The 18,635-nt window shown below is 39.4% G+C and carries 18 protein-coding genes; all 18 read right to left on the reverse strand.

Annotation, left to right across the window (positions count from 1 at the left end; genetic code table 11):
- Positions 1 to 452: 452 nt before the first annotated feature.
- The 18 genes from L652_RS0117120 to L652_RS0117205 all read right to left on the reverse strand — a co-directional run bounded on the left by L652_RS0117120 (position 453) and on the right by L652_RS0117205 (position 17,953).
- The gene (locus tag L652_RS0117120) at positions 453 to 2,246 is read right to left on the reverse strand and encodes a choice-of-anchor I family protein (RefSeq protein WP_024597173.1); all 1,794 of its coding nucleotides are present in this window, start codon (positions 2,244 to 2,246) and stop codon (positions 453 to 455) included.
- Positions 2,247 to 2,403: 157 nt separating this feature from the next.
- Entirely contained in the window at positions 2,404 to 3,009 is a 606-nt protein-coding gene (locus tag L652_RS0117125; protein WP_024597174.1) for a DUF1240 domain-containing protein, read from the reverse strand.
- Positions 3,006 to 3,950, reverse strand: a complete 945-nt coding sequence (locus L652_RS0117130) for a hypothetical protein (RefSeq protein WP_024597175.1) — start codon at positions 3,948 to 3,950, stop codon at positions 3,006 to 3,008. The genes L652_RS0117125 and L652_RS0117130 overlap by 4 nt, the downstream gene beginning before the upstream one ends.
- Positions 3,951 to 4,062: 112 nt before the next feature.
- Complete coding sequence (gene glmU, locus L652_RS0117135; RefSeq protein ID WP_002962912.1) at positions 4,063 to 5,421, reverse strand: bifunctional UDP-N-acetylglucosamine diphosphorylase/glucosamine-1-phosphate N-acetyltransferase GlmU; 1,359 nt, start codon at positions 5,419 to 5,421, stop codon at positions 4,063 to 4,065.
- Positions 5,422 to 5,725: 304 nt separating this feature from the next.
- The gene (locus L652_RS0117140; protein ID WP_004335277.1) at positions 5,726 to 6,148 is read right to left on the reverse strand and encodes a F0F1 ATP synthase subunit epsilon; all 423 of its coding nucleotides are present in this window, start codon (positions 6,146 to 6,148) and stop codon (positions 5,726 to 5,728) included.
- 13 nt (positions 6,149 to 6,161) lie between these two features.
- Complete coding sequence (gene atpD / locus L652_RS0117145) at positions 6,162 to 7,547, reverse strand: F0F1 ATP synthase subunit beta (RefSeq protein ID WP_004335274.1); 1,386 nt, start codon at positions 7,545 to 7,547, stop codon at positions 6,162 to 6,164.
- A 33-nt stretch (positions 7,548 to 7,580) separates the two neighbouring features.
- Positions 7,581 to 8,441 (reverse strand): F0F1 ATP synthase subunit gamma, encoded by an 861-nt coding sequence (gene atpG / locus L652_RS0117150; RefSeq protein WP_024597176.1) that lies wholly within the window; start codon positions 8,439 to 8,441, stop codon positions 7,581 to 7,583.
- Positions 8,442 to 8,501: 60 nt separating this feature from the next.
- A complete protein-coding gene (gene atpA, locus L652_RS0117155) occupies positions 8,502 to 10,043 on the reverse strand; it encodes a F0F1 ATP synthase subunit alpha (protein WP_024597177.1) in 1,542 nt (513 codons plus the stop codon).
- Positions 10,044 to 10,057: 14 nt separating this feature from the next.
- Positions 10,058 to 10,591: a F0F1 ATP synthase subunit delta gene (gene atpH / locus L652_RS0117160; RefSeq protein ID WP_004335267.1), complete on the reverse strand. Its 534-nt coding sequence runs from the start codon at positions 10,589 to 10,591 to the stop codon at positions 10,058 to 10,060.
- 16 nt (positions 10,592 to 10,607) lie between these two features.
- The gene (gene atpF, locus L652_RS0117165; RefSeq protein WP_004335264.1) at positions 10,608 to 11,078 is read right to left on the reverse strand and encodes a F0F1 ATP synthase subunit B; all 471 of its coding nucleotides are present in this window, start codon (positions 11,076 to 11,078) and stop codon (positions 10,608 to 10,610) included.
- Positions 11,079 to 11,119: 41 nt separating this feature from the next.
- The gene (gene atpE, locus L652_RS0117170; protein ID WP_008112128.1) at positions 11,120 to 11,362 is read right to left on the reverse strand and encodes a F0F1 ATP synthase subunit C; all 243 of its coding nucleotides are present in this window, start codon (positions 11,360 to 11,362) and stop codon (positions 11,120 to 11,122) included.
- 60 nt (positions 11,363 to 11,422) lie between these two features.
- Complete coding sequence (gene atpB, locus L652_RS0117175) at positions 11,423 to 12,280, reverse strand: F0F1 ATP synthase subunit A (protein WP_024597178.1); 858 nt, start codon at positions 12,278 to 12,280, stop codon at positions 11,423 to 11,425.
- 14 nt (positions 12,281 to 12,294) lie between these two features.
- Positions 12,295 to 12,675, reverse strand: a complete 381-nt coding sequence (locus L652_RS0117180) for an ATP synthase subunit I (protein ID WP_004335240.1) — start codon at positions 12,673 to 12,675, stop codon at positions 12,295 to 12,297.
- A gap of 142 nt (positions 12,676 to 12,817) precedes the next feature.
- The gene (locus L652_RS0117185; protein WP_024597179.1) at positions 12,818 to 13,744 is read right to left on the reverse strand and encodes a ParB/RepB/Spo0J family partition protein; all 927 of its coding nucleotides are present in this window, start codon (positions 13,742 to 13,744) and stop codon (positions 12,818 to 12,820) included.
- Between the two features lie 20 nt (positions 13,745 to 13,764).
- Positions 13,765 to 14,550, reverse strand: coding sequence for a ParA family protein (locus tag L652_RS0117190; protein WP_004335235.1), 786 nt, complete (start codon positions 14,548 to 14,550; stop codon positions 13,765 to 13,767).
- A gap of 14 nt (positions 14,551 to 14,564) precedes the next feature.
- Positions 14,565 to 15,185, reverse strand: coding sequence for a 16S rRNA (guanine(527)-N(7))-methyltransferase RsmG (gene rsmG, locus L652_RS0117195; protein WP_004335232.1), 621 nt, complete (start codon positions 15,183 to 15,185; stop codon positions 14,565 to 14,567).
- Positions 15,186 to 15,200: 15 nt separating this feature from the next.
- A complete protein-coding gene (mnmG, locus tag L652_RS0117200) occupies positions 15,201 to 17,075 on the reverse strand; it encodes a tRNA uridine-5-carboxymethylaminomethyl(34) synthesis enzyme MnmG (protein WP_024603574.1) in 1,875 nt (624 codons plus the stop codon).
- A gap of 428 nt (positions 17,076 to 17,503) precedes the next feature.
- Positions 17,504 to 17,953: a flavodoxin domain-containing protein gene (locus L652_RS0117205; RefSeq protein ID WP_024597180.1), complete on the reverse strand. Its 450-nt coding sequence runs from the start codon at positions 17,951 to 17,953 to the stop codon at positions 17,504 to 17,506.
- Between the last annotated feature and the right edge of the window lie 682 nt (positions 17,954 to 18,635).

Genomic DNA, 18,635 nt, shown 5'->3' on the forward strand with positions numbered 1-18,635 from the left:
GCTGTTAGAACTCAATCTGTACGAGTGCCCACACAGATGATTGCTTTATATTGTTAAAGAACGTTGCGATTATAAAGTTGAACTTTATCTCGCTAGGGCTGCGCATATTACGCTTTCCTATTTTTTTGTCAACACTTAAATTTAAACTTTCTAAAAAGATTCAATCTAAGTTTTACTTAACACCCTGAGTTGTTCGTGCCTCGCTATGCGTTGCTGTTTCCCGTCTCAGTGGGGTCGCATTATAGGGAGATTCGAGCGGGGGTCAATGTTTTATTTCAGCTTTTTGACAATTAAATGAATTTAGTATGAAAGCTATACAAATAAAGGGCTACAGGATACTTTTAGTTTAAAAAACACGCACAATATAAGTATCTATTGATGAGGTATTAGTAAGGTTTAAACTAAGCTGTATGTTAAACAAACAACACACAGCTTTATTTTAAATTAAAGGTTTATTTAGATGCTATTTCCCATACGGCAATAGAGCCTGATATTTCATTTCCAACGATTAAGAGTGGGTTTCCTGTAGCACTTTGCTCAGCTGGAACGAATACCATTCCTTCAGGCGCTAAATCGCCTGTAATATTAGCGTCTTTAATTAAGCCTCTATTATAGAAGTAGTCTTCAAACTGCACATTATATGGATTGGTAATATCATAAACCATAATCCCACCCATACGCTCGAGCCCTATAAAAGCAAATGTACGATCGTCAATTTTACCAATAGTCAGCGCTTCTGGCTCTGCGCCTTTATCATCTGAGCGTGAGTCACCTTTGTTTTCATCTTCATTGTTGTTAAATGCTTCACCATGAACCGATGCAGTAATTCGACCTATATCATCGCCTGAATCAAACACCACCAGCCCATTGCTGTCCCAAATGGTAAACGAACGTGCACCATAAGCATAAAGCGATTCGTATTGACCATCATTATTAGTATCGCCTTTTATTGTTGTTACTTTTAAGCGACCAATATCGTTATCGTCGTTATTTAAGTAATCAAAATTAGCTGCAAGCGTTAAGTCTTCAACGCGGCTTTCATCTATATAAGCTAAGCAGCCATCGTCTTCATCGTAATCAAGTCCGCCCTTTGCTATACAGTCTGCTTCATCCGTTGTATCAAAAAAGTATTCTCTTGCGTCACCTTCGTTGGCAGTGACTATAAAGTTAGCGCCTTTCCAACTAAAGCTTGAGATAGTATCGGGCTGGTACATACCATAGAGCCCTGGGTATGATTTAAAATTAACGCCGCCATCTTTATCTGAGGCATCAAGTTGTAAGCTTGACCACTCTTTAAAGCCTAAGCCCTTTAGCTCAAGACTGTTGTCTTGTAGGTTAACTATTGCAAGTGCATTGTTTTCTTGAATAGATACATAAGCATATTTGTTATCTTTAGAAATGCTAACGTACTCGGGCTCTAAATCCATAGCTACTGTGGTATTTATTAGATTACCGTTAATAGTACGACCATTTGGATTTGCAAAAACGACCCCTTGCGCTTCTAGTTCGGTTTGTTTGTTGTTATAGGCTTTAAAATCAATATTTATTGCTGTATCAGCTATTACATTATTTGTTATATCGATAATACTAATAGAACCTTCAGGATCTACGCTGTAGTCGCCACTTGGTTCACCTTCGTTAGCAACCACTGCCTTTGCGCCATCGTGGGTGAACGTCACCATGTCTGGTAAAAATCCGACTGTAACATTTTTAATAAAGACAGGTGATTCGCCGCTTATATCGTAAAAAGCAATTTGACCTTCATCACCCGTGCTTTCAGCAGCCATTGCAACCGCTAGTAAATTATTGTTTTCATCAATAGCAATGCTGTTTGCATCGCCTTGGGTGTTCTCGTTTAAAGGTAGCGTAATGACCGAGGTTAAGTTAGTGGCGCTTATAACCCCTTCGTTATCTTTAACAAGTGCGGCAGTATCAAAGGTGTCTGCGGGTAAAATATTAACAACAGCGTCATCACCTGAACTGTTAATAGCGTAAATCCATTTTTTAGATGCTTGATATGCAACTATTTCAGCTGCACCTTCTGGGCTTTGTGCATTTAATACACCTCTACCCACAAGGTTAATATTTAATGCTGAATTGGCATTTATACCATTTAACCCATTAATTCCATCTGTGCCTTGTTCTCCCTGTAATCCTTGAGAGCCGTTTTGACCATCGTCACCATCAAGTGAGCAACCAGTAAGAACAGATATAAGTGACAGCGCAATAATTGATTTTTTAAACATGTGATTTTCCTTAGTATTGTATTTGCTAAATATCAACACACAGGCATGACAAGATTATGGCAGTTTTATTTTGATTAGCTTTCGGCAATAAAAAAGCGAGTGTTAAACTCGCTTGCAGCTAAGGAGTAGCTTATTACCCATGAAATCAGCTTTGTAACTAAAAGCTATTAATATGCTCATTACGCCTTTTTCGAGTTTCTTCTATAAACTCTTTTAGCTCATCAACAGAAGGTTCAATACCTTGTTGGTTTTTTTGCTCGAACCAATCGGCTATATCACTGATTATGACAGAGCCACCTTGTAAGCATAACTCATCGTTTTTTAGCCAAACATCAGGCGCTCGAAGTGAGGGTCCGGTGTACCAACTACAATAAGTGTAACCTTTGCTTTTTAAATTAGACTCTATAACAAGATTCGTCGGGATTGATAGAATTAATAAAACAATTAAACCTACAACTGCACTTTTAAATGCATTAATTAAAGTTAACTTTATATCAAACCCCAAAAAACGCTGTAAAGTTGATAAAAACGTTAAAAATAAGCAAGGTAATAATAAAAAAGATAATAGTATGGTGGCTTGCTCTTTGATAAAAAATTGAGGCTGACTAACTAAAAATATAGTTTCCACTTCGGAAAAAAAGTTTAAGGCTATCTTGTAGCACAGTCCCCCACTAACAATTAACAAGAAAAAAACAGATGCTAATTCTTTCATATTTGCAAGAGATAACTTTTTATCTGCTTTTTTCCATTCTAAAAACTTCACAAGTTATAAGACCTAGTTTTTTTAAACATAGGAACTCCAAAGGTTTCATGTAAAAATTCATTTGGATTTTCTTTATATTCGCTATTAATTTTTTGCGCTCCAGCCTTAATTTTAACTACACCACTCTGTATCTTATTTTCAATATTTCTTAACTCATCAGAAAGTACTTTTACATAATCACTGGTATCTGAAAATGCAATTGAAAAAGCCACCCCAACGATTACAACAACCAACAAGGGCACTAATACTGTACCTGCAATTATTGTTGCTAAACCTGCTGATGCTGCTGATGCGACACCTAATATTGTACTAGTAGTCACAATAGCAGCTCCAACTACAGCCATATCCACGGCTACACCTGCCACTAAGTCATGCCATGTTTTTTGATCGTTTAAAAGGTAGTCTGTAGCATGAAATGTCACTGAAATTACTAGAGTGAGCACAAACCCACCCTTCATAGCTTTTGCAGCTTCTAATTTACCGACACCGATAGTAAAAAGTTTGGGGTTACTTGCTAAATAACGAGTACCCGTTAAATGAGCTTTGATACCAGGATAAGAAGACATTATAATAGCAGGGGAACCATTATAAACTTTAATTTTAAACTTACCAAAAACATTACCTTGGCGCTGCATTGCAGCCGCTATAATGGCTAATGCCTTCATATCATCAAATAAAGGGTATAACCCACCCCCTGTCTTTAATGGATCTTTAATTCGTTTCCATTTACTTGATAGTGAATTATGCTCTTCCAGTAACTCATCAAGCCAATCAACCACTTCTGAACGAGATTTACCTTGCTTCATCTTTACAGAAATAATGTATTCTACAAACTCTGCAGAATTCATTTGTATCAGCGTGTGATTGTTACCTGATAGAAGACTTTTAATTTGATTTTGACGTTGCCTTTCGGCAATAGCACGGCGAGCATATGCAGACATAGGAGTTCCTTAAGTGTATTTTTTAATCCGTTAATCATAAGTTTAAATAATAGTCAAAATATAAGCAATAAAAAAGCGAGTATATAACTCGCTTTAAAAAGGTGTTGGCTTATTATTTTTTAACTGGGCGTTTCCAACCCGTTAAATTACGCTGTTTAGAGCGTGCTATTGCTAATTGGTCATCTTCAACGGTACTGGTGATCACAGAGCCTGCACCAATTGTTGCAGTTGCGCCTATATTTACTGGGGCAACGAGTGATGAATTAGAGCCAATAAAAGCATTATCGCCAATAATAGTTTTTGATTTATTAACACCATCGTAGTTGCAGGTAATAGTACCAGCGCCAATATTCACTTTTTCGCCAATTTCAGCATCACCTAAATAACTTAAGTGGTTGGCTTTTGAGCCTTTGCCTAAACGGGTTTTTTTCATCTCAACAAAGTTACCAATGTGTGAGTCTTCTTCCATAACAGCGCCAGGGCGAAGGCGAGCATAAGGGCCCAGCGTACATTTAGCAGCTACGCTTGCATCTTCAATTAAGGTATTCGCCTTTATTACCACGTTATCGCCTATGGTACAGTTTTTAAGTACACAGTTAGGGCCAATTTGTACATTGTTACCAAGGGTCACATTACCTTCAAAGATAACGTTTATATCAACTAATACGTCTTCGCCTGTTTTAACATTGCCGCGAACATCAATACGAGCAGGGTCGGCCAGGGTAGCGCCATTTAACATTAACTCTTCTGCTTGCCATGCTTGGTAAGCGCGCTCTAAGCCTGCAAGTTGTACGCGGTTATTTGCGCCTTCAACTTCCATTGCATGATCTGGTTGCGCTGAAGTGATCTCTACGCCTTCACTGTGAGCCATTGCAACGATATCTGTTAAGTAGTACTCGCCTTGTGCATTATTGTTAGATAAGTTACCTAACCATGTTTTTAATAGCTTACCGTTAACAGCCATAATGCCTGTATTTACTTCGTTAATAAGTAACTGCTCTGAGCTTGCATCTTTTTGCTCAACAATACCGACTAACTTACCACCAACACGAAGCATGCGACCATAGCCATTTGGGTTTACCAAATTTACCGTTAATACCGCTAAACCATTTTTAGGTGTTGCAGCTAATAAACGCTCTAGAGTTGATTGTTTTGTTAGCGGTACATCGCCGTATAAAATCAATACTGTGTCTTCATCGTTAATATGAGAGTTGGCTTGCGCTACTGCGTGGCCAGTACCGAGTTGTTCTGCTTGAAGTACCCAATTTACATCGTTATCGGCAAGTTGTTGTTGTAATAGATCGCCGCCGTGTCCGTAAACTAAGTTTGTAGTCGTTGCACCTAATGCCATCGCATTATCAATAACGTGCTGTACCATTGGTTTACCTGCAACATTGTGCAAAACTTTAGGTAGAGCAGAGCGCATACGAGTACCTTTACCCGCAGCAAGAATAACAGTTGTTAGAGCCATTAAAACAATTTCCTTTTTCCGTTGTTTTAGCTAAATAAGTATTATGTTTGTGCAGAAGATTACGTAAATCACTTCTTGTGCAAATACTCAGTAGGTTAGTTTATTCGTACTGAATATTGACTGAAAAACACACTTAATTGGATGACGTTATTGTAGCGAGGATTGGTGAAGGATATAAGTGATAAAGCACAGATAATAGTCTGATAGACCTGTTATTTAACAATTATAAATAAGCGATACACCATGTTTAAATTACAGACACAAAAAAGCCCACATAAAGTGGGCTTTTCAAAACCGGATAGGCTTACTTGTGACGTAATTGCTGAATTACGCGTAACTGAGCAACTGCTTCTGCCAGTCGCGTAGCCGCTTGTTGATAATCAAACTCAACAGCTGACGAATTCGCCATATGTTCTTCAGCTTCACGTTTAGCTTTTTGTACAGAATCTTCATCTAAATCTTCACCACGAACCGCAGTATCTGCAAGAATCGTGATGTGATTTGGTTGAACTTCTAATGTACCGCCAGCAACATATAACACATCTTCGTGACCATATTGCTTAACTAAACGTACCATACCAGGTTTAAGGGCAGTTAGTAGTGGAGCATGACCTAGGTTTACACCCAGCTCGCCTTCACTACCAGATACTTGAATCGATTCAACAAGACCAGAGAACAAGCTCTGCTCTGCGCTTACTACGTCAAGATGTACAGTCATAGCTGTCATACTACCCTCCTAGTTACATGCCTTTGGCTTTTTCTTGAGCTTCTTCGATAGAGCCAACCATGTAAAACGCTTGCTCTGGAAGCTCATCAAACTCGCCGTTTAAAATGCCTTTGAAGCCAGCAATTGTATCTTTCAGTGATACGTATTTACCAGACGCGCCTGTAAACACCTCTGCCACGAAGAATGGCTGAGATAGGAAACGTTGGATTTTACGTGCACGAGATACAAGTTGCTTATCTTCGTCAGAAAGCTCGTCCATACCTAGGATTGCAATGATGTCTTTAAGTTCTTTGTAACGCTGAAGAACTGTTTGAACGCCACGTGCTGTATCGTAGTGCTCTTGACCAATTACTTGTGGGTCAAGTTGACGCGAAGATGAATCAAGTGGATCTACCGCTGGGTAGATACCAAGTGATGCGATATCACGTGAAAGTACTACTGTTGCGTCTAAGTGAGCAAAGGTAGTTGCTGGAGATGGATCCGTTAAATCATCCGCAGGTACGTATACCGCTTGGATTGATGTAATTGAACCCGTCTTAGTTGAAGCGATACGCTCTTGAAGCACACCCATTTCTTCAGCAAGTGTAGGCTGGTAACCTACCGCTGACGGCATACGACCAAGAAGTGCAGATACTTCTGTACCAGCAAGTGTATAACGGTAGATATTATCTACGAAGAAAAGTACATCGCGACCTTCATCACGGAACTTTTCAGCCATAGTAAGACCTGTTAACGCTACGCGTAAACGGTTACCTGGAGGCTCGTTCATCTGACCGTATACAAGCGATACTTTATCAAGTACGTTTGAATCGTTCATCTCATGGTAGAAATCGTTACCCTCACGTGTACGCTCACCAACACCTGCGAATACTGAGTAGCCGCTGTGCTCGATTGCGATGTTACGGATAAGTTCCATCATGTTTACAGTTTTACCAACACCGGCACCACCGAATAAACCAACTTTACCACCTTTAGCAAATGGACATACAAGGTCGATAACCTTAATACCAGTTTCTAAAAGCTCAACTGAACTTGATTGCTCTTCGTATGAAGGCGCTGCACGGTGAATAGACATACGGTCTTCTTCGCCGATTGGACCCGCTTCATCGATTGGCTCACCAAGTACGTTCATGATACGACCAAGTGTTGCTTTACCAACTGGAACTTGAATCGATTCACCTGTATTCATAACTAAAGCACTACGACGTAAACCATCAGTAGTACCCATAGCGATAGTACGCACTACACCGCCACCTAGCTGTTGTTGAACTTCTAAAGTCAAACCAGCTAAATCGCCATCTGTTACTCTTAGTGCGTGGTATACCGCTGGCACGCTATCTTGTGGAAATTCAATATCCACAACGGCGCCGATAATTTGGACGACCTTACCTAAACTCATGTCTATTCCTCTCGTTAATCTTTACCTGAAGCATTAAACTGCTGCTGAGCCAGAACAAATCTCACTAATTTCTTGTGTGATTGCTGCTTGGCGAGCCTTGTTATAAACAAGCTGTAGCTCGTCCATAAGGTCACCTGCGTTATCAGTTGCAGCTTTCATTGCAACCATACGAGCAGCCTGTTCTGAGGCAGCATTTTCTACCACACCTTGGTATGCTTGAGACTCAATAAAGCGTACTAACAAAGACTCTAAAATAGCCTCTGGGTTTGGCTCGTATAAGTAATCCCATGTGTGAGCAGATACTTCTTCTTCAGCTTTTGGCAAAGGGAGTAACTGATCTATAATTGGCTCTTGCTTCATGGTATTAACGAATTTGTTATATACCAAGAATAAACGGTCTATTTTGCCTTCAGAAAATGCATCAAGCATAATTTTTACAGGACCAATAACGTCTTGTACTGAAGGTTTATCTCCTAGGCCCGCTTTTTTAGCGAGTAGTTGACCACCAAAACGTTGAAAGAAGCCTGCTGCCTTACTACCTAAAGTAGCAAATTCAGCATCAACACCTTTCTCTTTCCACGCTTTAACATCAAGTGCAACTTTCTTAAACTCGTTTGAGTTTAAACCGCCACACAGACCACGGTCTGTAGAGATAACAATATAACCAACTCGTTTCACTTCACGTTCTTTTAAGAACGGGTGAGTAAAATCAAGATTTGCTTGAGCAACACGACCAATTACTTCACGTAATTTATTAGCGTATGGACGGCTTGAAGCAACGCGTTCTTGCGCCCTTTTCATTTTAGACGCAGCAACCATTTCCATTGCGCTAGTGATCTTTTGAGTATTTTTAATACTCCCGATCTTGCTTTTAATCTCTTTTCCGCTGGCCATGACTCTCTCTCCGAATCAAGGTGTGCTTTAGTTTCCTAAAGCGCACCATTAATAACTAAATTACCAAGTTTGCGTAGACTTGAACTTCGTAAGAAGTTCTTTAAGCTGCGCTTCGATCTCGGCATTCAAGTTACCAGTTTCATTGATTTGAGCCACAAGCTCTGCGTATGTGCTAGTTGCATACGAAAGTAAAGCTGCTTCAAAGTCACCGATTTTCGAAATTTCGATGTCTTGAAGGAAGCCTTTTTCAGCAGCAAATAACGACAAAGACATTTCAGCAACAGACATTGGCGCGTACTGTTTCTGCTTCATTAGCTCTGTTACACGCTCACCATGCTCAAGTTGAGCACGAGTAGCATCATCAAGGTCAGACGCGAACTGCGAGAACGCAGCTAATTCACGGTACTGAGCTAGGGCTAGACGAATACCGCCACCTAGTTTCTTAACGATTTTAGTTTGTGCAGCACCACCAACACGCGATACCGAGATACCAGCATTTACTGCCGGACGGATACCTGAGTTGAATAAGTCAGTTTCTAAGAAGATCTGACCATCGGTGATAGAGATAACGTTAGTCGGTACGAACGCAGAAACGTCGCCGCCTTGAGTTTCAATGATTGGCAATGCCGTCAATGAACCAGTTTTACCTTTCACTTCACCATTAGTGAACTTTTCAACGTAATCTGCGTTTACACGCGATGCACGCTCTAAAAGACGAGAGTGAAGGTAGAATACGTCACCTGGGTATGCTTCACGGCCTGGTGGACGCTTAAGTAGTAATGAAATTTGACGGTAAGCAACTGCTTGCTTAGACAAATCATCATATACGATTAATGCGTTTTCACCACGGTCACGGAAGTATTCACCCATAGTACAGCCCGCGAACGGTGCTAAGTACTGAAGTGCCGCAGATTCAGAAGCAGATGCAACAACTACGATAGTATTTGCTAATGCACCATGCTCTTCTAATTTACGAACTACGTTTGCAATAGTAGATGCTTTTTGACCAATCGCAACGTACACACACTTAACGCCTGTGTCTTTTTGATTGATGATTGCATCGATTGCTAGTGCAGTTTTACCTGTTTGACGGTCACCGATGATAAGTTCACGTTGACCACGACCAACTGGAATCATCGCATCGATAGATTTATAACCAGTTTGAACTGGCTCATCTACTGATTTACGCTCGATTACACCTGGTGCAATTTTTTCTACAGGTTCAAACCCGTCGTTATCTAAAGCGCCTTTACCATCGATTGGAGCACCTAGTGTGTTTACAACACGACCAAGTAGACCAGGACCAACAGGAACTTCTAAAATACGACCAGTTGTATATACTTTTACGCCTTCAGTAAGGTCAGCGTACGGACCCATTACTACTGCACCAATTGAGTCGCGCTCAAGGTTTAGTGCGATAGCATAACGGCTGCCAGGAAGCTCAATCATTTCACCTTGCATACAGTCAGCAAGACCGTGGATGCGGATGATACCGTCAGTAACAGATACAATAGTACCTTCGTTACGAGCTTCACTTACAACTTCGAACTTCTCAATACGTTGTTTGATCAGATCTGAAATTTCAGTGGAATTAAGTTGCATGCTCTTTTTCCCAATTACGATTGTAGTGTTGTAGCTAAGCGGCTTAATTTACCGCGAATAGTACCGTCGATTACAGTGTCGCCAGACCTAATAATAAGTCCACCAACCACTGACGCGTCTTCACTACAATTCAGCTTAACTTTGCGTGCGAAACGTTTTTCAAGTGCCGCTACCAATGACTCTTGTTGCGCAGCAACAAGAGGAGTTGCAGAAATCACATCTACTTCGATTTCTTTATCGTATTCTGCTTTAAATTCAGCAAATAACTCAGCAACGTCAGGTAGAGCTGTCAAACGTCCATTTTCAGCCATCACCTTAACTAGGTTCTGACCTTGTTCGTTGAGCTGCTCAGCACAAAGTTGAATAAATAACTCAGCTTGTGCAGTAGCTGTAGGCATACCTGCTAAAGCAGATGATGCTTGTTCATTGCTGGCTACGTGGCCTGCAAAGAACAACATATCATTCCAGCTTTCTAGAGTGCCTTTCTCAACGGCAAGTTCAAAAGCCGCTTTAGCGTATGGGCGAGCGATAGTAGTCAAATTAGACATGCTCATACCCTCCTAATTACAGCTCAGCGACAAGTTTTTCAACGATGTCACTATGTGCGGCTTGATTAATTTCACGCTCTAAAATACGTTCTGCACCAATCACTGCCAGAGTTGCTACTTGCTTACGTAGCTCTTCTGTTATGCGATTACGTTCAGACTCAACTTCAGAGTGCCCTTGAGCAATGATACTTTCACGCTCTTGCTGACCACGAAGTGTTTCTTCGTCAACAATTAGCACTGCACGCTTTTTAGCTTGATCAATGATATCAGCCGCTTGAGCTTTTGCATCTTTAAGCTGTTCAGCAGCTTTCTTTTGCGCAAGTTCTAAGTCTTTTTCGGCTCTATCAGAGGCAGCTAAACCATCTTCGATTTTTTTCTGGCGAGCTTCAATTGCACCGTTTAGTGGTGGCCATACGTATTTCATACAAAATAATACGAACACCGTAAACGCAATCAATTCACCGATAAGAGTGGCGTTTAAATTCACAACCGCTCCTCCTTAAATAGTAAGCTGTTCAAAAAATAAAATTAAAGTACGAACAACAATACCATAGCGATACCAACACCAATCATTGCTACAGCATCGATTAGACCAGCAAGAATAAACATCTTAACTTGTAGCGAAGGTGCAAGCTCAGGTTGACGCGCACATGCTTCAAGGAATTTACCGCCCATGTTACCAAAACCGATTGCAGTGCCGATTGCACCAAAACCGATTAGTAAAGCTACTGCGATGTATTTTAAGCCGTTTAATAATTCTAAAGCTTCCATTTATTTCTCCAAAGTTTCAATTGTAAAGTTAAAAGTAAAAGTAAAATTGTAAATATAAAATTAGTGATTATCTGAGCTAGCCATGCTTAGGTATACGATTGTTAGCATCATAAATACGAATGCTTGCAATACAATTACTAAGATGTGGAATACAGCCCAAACAAAATGCAATGGTAATTGCATAAATCCGATAGCGCCGATCAAGATGAAAATCAATTCACCTGCATATAAGTTACCAAACAGACGTAGCGCTAATGAAAACGGTTTAGAAACCAGCGCAATCAGTTCAAGTAATAAGTTAAACGGGATTAAAAGGATTTGTAGTGCAGTATTATTTGAACTAAACGGGTGAAGTGTTAGTTCTTTAATAAAACCACCGATTCCTTTTATTTTAATTGAGTAGCCTATCATTAAAATAAATACACCCAGCGCTAGCGCTGCAGTCATATTAATGTCAGTCGTTGGTACAATTTTCATGTACACATCGTGTGAATCCATACCAAACGCAGTTTCACCAACAAAACCAGCCAATGCAGGTAAAAAGTCAACCGGTATTAAATCCATTAAGTTCATTAAAAATATCCAAACGAATATTGTTAATGCTAATGGTGCAATAAGCTTGCTTTTACCATGGAAAGTATCACGTACGTTGTCACCAACAAACTCTACTACCATTTCAATGAAACATTGAAATTTTCCAGGTACACCTAGTGTTGATTTTTTAGCGGCACTACGAAAGATCCATAAAAATATAAGACCTAAACCGATAGACCATGCGAGGGTATCTATATGCCATGTCCAGAAACCACTATCCGTACATGCTTTATTGAAGGCGAGACCTGTATCGGTCGAACACATCTTAGCATTGGTCAAATGGTGCTGGATATGGCCAGATAGAGTAACTTCTTCTGCTGCCATGTTATATCCCAAAGTTAATGTTTAAAAAAAACGGGTGCGAACAATCCAGTAAAGAGCGCCAGTATATAAGTACTAAAAAAGGGTAATAAAATTACCGGAAAATGCTTCAGTACTAGCGCAAACAATACAATTGTTAGCATAAATTTTAATCCGTTGCCGCGTTTCAACGAGGCATACGCTTGATTTGCTCGACTTGCACCCATATGTCTGAATGCATAAAGACCAAATACAAAGTGCGGAAGTACTGCGACAACTCCACCAGCGAGTGATGAAAGCGCGGCATTGACTCCCGAACTAAAACAAATAATTACAGCAGCAACTAATGCTACAACACCCTGAAGGCAAATTAACTTTAATACGGCAAGTCGATATGGACTCGCTAACTTATCAGTCACGTTTAGTTAACCTTTATTGCGTTCTAATTGTTAGGGTGTGAAAACTGGCGAAATTATACTTAATCCTGCCAGTTTTGCAACTTGAGTAGACGCTTTGTAACACGAAATAGCTACAAATGTCCCTTTTTAGACATGTAGAAAACTAATGGTGGGTATTGTCTTGATTAATGCGATTTAAAATGCCGTCAAGTTCGTCCAAATTAATATAAGAAATAACAAGCTTACCTTTGCCTTTTTTGTTGTAATTTATTTCTACTTTGGCACCTAGGTTTTCAGCGAGTTGTTGCTCTAACTGTTTAACATCTGGATCTTTTTCAGCTATTTCTTTAGCTGGCACTGGTTCTAAAATTGAACGAACTAACTTCTCGGTTTCACGAACGGTTAGTGCTTTAGCGACAGCTAAACGAGCAGCATCTGATTGTGCTTCTCCCTCAAGGGCTAATAAACAACGAGCGTGCCCCATTTCAATGTCGCCATGTTCTAACAGAATTTTTACATCACTGTTTAAATTATTTAAACGAAGTAAGTTAGTTACTGTAGTACGTGATTTACCAACTGCATCTGCTACTTGTTGATGTGTTAGTTCAAACTCATTAAGTAAGCGATTTAACGCAACCGCTTCTTCCATGGCATTTAAGTCTTCACGCTGAATATTTTCTATTAGCGCAATAGCAACTGCAGCTTCATCTGGTACGTCTTTTATAATACAAGGTACTGTTTCAAGCTTAGCTATTTGCGCTGCACGCCAACGACGCTCACCAGCGATAATTTCAAAACTATTTTGTGCAATAGGGCGCACGACTATAGGTTGAATAATACCTTGTGAGCGAATAGAACTAGCAAGCTCTTCTAGTGCCTCTTCGGACATGTCTTTACGAGGTTGATATTTACCAGAGTGTAAAAACTCGATTGGGAGTTTTTGTAATTCACTGTTAGTTGGCTCAGCCGCATTTTTTACAGCTTCAGTCACGTTTGATGTGTCTTGTTCCTTGCTTACGCTTGGTGCAGGCTTTGACGAACTTAAAAGTGCATCGAGTCCTCGGCCTAAACCTCGTTTTTTAGCAGACATGTTATTTTTTTACCTCAAAGTTAGGCGACAACGGACGCTGTTTTTTCTTTTCTACGTAACATTTCACCAGCGAGTGCTAAATATGCTTTAGCGCCACTTGATGCCCGGTCATAATACATAGCAGGTGTACCAAAACTAGGTGCCTCTGCTAAACGAACATTACGCGGGATCACCGTACGGTATACTTTGTCGCCAAAATGTTGTTTTAATTGTTCTGATACGTCATTCGCTAAACGGTTACGCGGATCATACATAGTACGAAGTATGCCTTCAATTTGTAAGCTAGGGTTTACTAACTTAGCAAGCTGCGTAATCGTATCCATTAATGCGGTTAACCCTTCAAGTGCATAATACTCACACTGCATTGGCACTAAAATAGAGTCGGCTGCGGCCATTGCGTTAACAGTTAACATATTTAAAGAGGGTGGACAGTCGATAAAAATAAATTCGTACTGATCCTGAATTTTTTCAAGTGCGTTACGTAAACGCACTTCACGGGCAAATAACTCCATAAGTTTAACTTCTGCAGCGGTTACATCACCGTTTGCAGCAATCATATGGTATTCGCCAGACGTTTCTTTGATAATAACGTCTTCTATAGGTTTATCTTCAATGAGTAAGTCGTAAATAGTTGGTACGTCGCCGTACTTATCTACGCCACTTCCCATAGTCGCATTGCCTTGCGGATCGAGATCAATTAACAGCACTTTACGTTTCGTTGCAGCCATAGACGCAGCGAGGTTAACAGCGGTTGTAGTTTTACCCACTCCACCTTTTTGATTTGCTAATGCGATGACTTTTGCCACGGTGTCTCTGATCCCTAGTCTTTAGAAAGAATAATTAAATGTCGTTGTGCATCTAACTTAGGTACTTCTAATGCAATTTTTTGCTCAAACTTAACGCCAGTAGGTAATGACTCTAGCTCTTCACTAGGGAACACACCTTTAAGCGCTATAAATTTACCCGAATGATCAATTAAGTGCGAACACCAGTCAACCATATCTTGTAATGAAGCAAATGCACGACTGAGTACGCCATCTAATTTAACACTTGGCTGATATTCTTCAACTCTTGACTGAACAGGTGTTACGTTATCAAGGCCAAGCTCATGTTTAACATGCATTAAAAAGCGAACGCGTTTACCTAGACTATCTAGTAACACAAATTGTGTGTTAGGTAATGCAATCGCTAATACAATGCCTGGAAGGCCAGGCCCTGTGCCAACATCAATATAATGATGACCGGGTAAGTGAGGTGCAACAACTAAACTATCCATAATATGCTTAATCATCATTTCTTCAGGTAAGCGTACCGAAGTTAAATTATAAGCTTTATTCCACTTATCTAATAACTCGACGTAACGAACTAGCTGTTGCTGTTGTTTTTCCGTTAGCGCAATATCAGTTTGCGCTAACAATGTAGTTAATTGTTGCTGTAACACTATGTACCCTTATCGTTACGCAGATTTGCGTAATAAGCCTTGCTTCTTCAGATACACTAATAATAGCGAAATCGCCGCTGGGGTGATACCAGAAATACGCGATGCTTGGCCAATAGTGTCTGGACGTGACTCAATAAGCTTAGCAACAACCTCATTTGATAAACCTGATACAGTTTTGTAATCAAACTCTTTTGGTAAAATTGTTTGCTCATGACGAAGCTGCTTATTGATCTCATCTTGTTGACGCGCAATATAGCCTGCGTATTTAGTATGGATCTCAACTTGTTCAAGTGCTGCTACGTTTGTAAATTCAGATCCTAAACCGTCAATAGCCATAAGATCGTTATAACGAATCTCTGGACGACGAAGTAATTCTTCTAAACTTGCTTCACGAGTTAATGGTGTTTTTAGTAATGCATTTACTTGATCAACAACAACGTGATCTTTATGAATCCACGTATCTTTAATGCGTTGTTTTTCTTTCTCAATTACTTCCATTTTTTCGTTAAATGCCTGCCAACGTTCGTCATTAACTAAACCCAGCTCACGGCCTTTTTCAGTTAAGCGAATATCTGCATTATCTTCACGAAGTAGTAAACGGTATTCGGCACGGCTAGTAAACATGCGGTACGGTTCTTTCGTACCTAGTGTTGCTAAGTCGTCGATTAATACACCCACGTAAGCTTCATCGCGACGTGGCGTCCAAGAATCTTTACCTTGCACTTTTAACGCAGCATTCATACCTGCAATTAAGCCTTGTGCACCCGCTTCTTCATAACCGGTAGTGCCGTTAATTTGACCCGCGAAAAATAAGCCTTCGATAAATTTTGTTTCTAAAGACTGTTTTAAATCACGTGGATCAAAGTAGTCATATTCTATTGCATAGCCTGGTCGACAAATATGTGCATTTTCAAAACCAGAAATAGATTGCACAATCTCAAGCTGTACATCAAACGGTAAACTAGTAGAAATACCATTTGGATATAATTCGTATGATGTTAAGCCTTCAGGTTCAACAAATATTTGGTGCTTATCTTTATCCGCAAAACGTACAATTTTATCTTCAATTGATGGGCAGTAACGTGGACCAATACCTTCAATAACACCTGAGTACATAGGTGAGCGATGTAGGTTTTTACGAATAACATCATGTGTTTTTTCGTTTGTGTAAGTGATGTAACACGGTATTTGTTGTGGGTGATCTGATTGTTTACCCATAAATGAAAATACAGGTGTTGGCATATCACCAGGCTGTGCTTCCATTTTTGTAAAATCAACAGTACGTGCATCAATACGTGGCGGAGTACCTGTTTTTAAGCGATCCACTCTAAAAGGGTGTTCGCGTAAACGTTCAGCCAATGCAATTGATGGTGGATCACCAGCACGACCGCCTTTGTAATTTTCTAAACCAATGTGTATTTGGCCACCTAAAAAAGTACCCACGGTTAAAACAACACTTGGAGCACTAAAACGTAAACCCATTTGAGTTACTACGCCAGTAACACGATCGTTTTCAACAATAAGATCATCACATGATTGTTGAAAAATCTTAAGGTTATCTTGATTTTGTAATGTTGTTTGAATAGCTGCTTTGTACAAAGCGCGATCTGCTTGTGCTCGAGTTGCACGAACAGCAGGTCCTTTTGAAGAGTTTAGTGTGCGAAATTGGATCCCGCCTTTGTCAATGGCCTGTGCCATTGCACCGCCAAGCGCATCAATTTCTTTTACCAAATGACCTTTGCCAATCCCACCAATCGCTGGGTTACAAGACATTTGACCAAGGGTATCCATATNGGTATTCATCCCCATACGGGCAGCTGCTAATGCGGCTTCAGTGCCAGCATGTCCACCACCTACTACGATAACGTCAAAATTTTCGTGAAAAATCATTAATGGGATCCTACTTAAATCAAACCGGTAAACTTCAAAAGGGAGCGTATTCTACCTAGAAATTGGCAGAAGATAAATGATTAAACAAAGAGCAAGATCTAAGTATGTGATCTCTAATAATATAAAGGATCTTTTAAAGAGATCTTTTATTACTATTACTACTACTAATCAGCTTTTCTGTTGATAAGGTTTAGATCTTCATTTAAAACATGAAATTAGATCAGATCTAAAGGTGTTAATATGATCGGATCATCCAGCAAATAAGCTCTGATCAAAAAGGCACCTTATGCACAGGGCTGAATCAGTTGGATCTTATCCCATGGATAAGCATGCTTTAAAAAGCAGTTTATTCAATCTTTATCCACAAAATCTATTAAATTATTAGTAAATTGTGGGTAACTTTATATATAACTTTTTACTTGATCTATCTATTTTAAGCCTGTTTTGGTTATCCAAGAGTCTAACCATGCTAATGCTGTGTCTTCTGGTAGTGCTTCATCGAGAATATTAAGCTCTAAGCGTTCTGCTACTTTTATAGCGCCTTTTTGAGATAATAAGGCATCTATATTACGTCCAGCTTGGTTGTAAGTGTCATAACTGGTATCACCTAAAGCGATTACTGAGTATTTTAATTCTGATAAATCATTAGCTTGAGTCACATCTTCAACAAAGCTAATAAAGTTTTCAGGATAATCACCTGCACCATAAGTAGATGTGCAAATTAACCAAATGGTATTTTGCTGATCAATATCGCTAAATTCAGGTTGATCATGTAGTTGTGTAGTAATACCAAGGCTATTAAGCGCGTAGCTTAGTTGCTCTGCAACATACTCGGCTGATCCCATTTGGCTGCCAACAATAAGATTTACTGAACTCATGAATATTAGTGATCACATTGGTTTTAATTGCTGCCTATGATAACTGAGTGTGAGTAACAGTAAAGTTAAGAGTGCTTTTTTGTATAACTATTTTTGTGCTAATTTTACTCTTATTTGAAAGCGCCTCCTTAAGTTGTTGATATTATAAGGCTTAACAAAATATCTTTAAATGTAATCTTCTGATCAAGTTGTTGATAACAGTGGGGAAAGCTCTGTTTAAACACACCTTTTAGGTTGTTTAATAATCGCTAAGTTATTGATATTACTATTTAGTGAAAGACTTAATTGTAAATCTAGGCATAAAAAGCACAAGGTGATCATAATGTGGATATAAAGGTTGTTGATAACCTTAAATTTAGATCGAAAATAATTTTATTAAATGATCTAATTGAGCTGATCTAACGAAATTAATTAAAAATAAGCTTATAAACAGATAATTTTTAATAGAGCATTAGGTTTTTCTCTGCGAGGTGGCTCAATTTACTATTTATTTGAGCTAAAAATTAGGTTTTGTGGATAAGTGATCTCAATATATTTAATTTAATGCGTATTTATAGCTGCTTTTTTATGTATTTTGCTGGTGGATTAGTAGATCAAAAGTTTGATGCACTCAAATCTCGAGTCATTTTTATTAAAAAGCCGCAGTGATCGTCTGTCCATATGTTGTATAAAGTTGATTATT

This window comes from Pseudoalteromonas sp. TB25, from assembly GCF_000497995.1.
In the GTDB taxonomy this organism is placed as follows: Bacteria; Pseudomonadota; Gammaproteobacteria; order Enterobacterales; family Alteromonadaceae; genus Pseudoalteromonas; species Pseudoalteromonas distincta.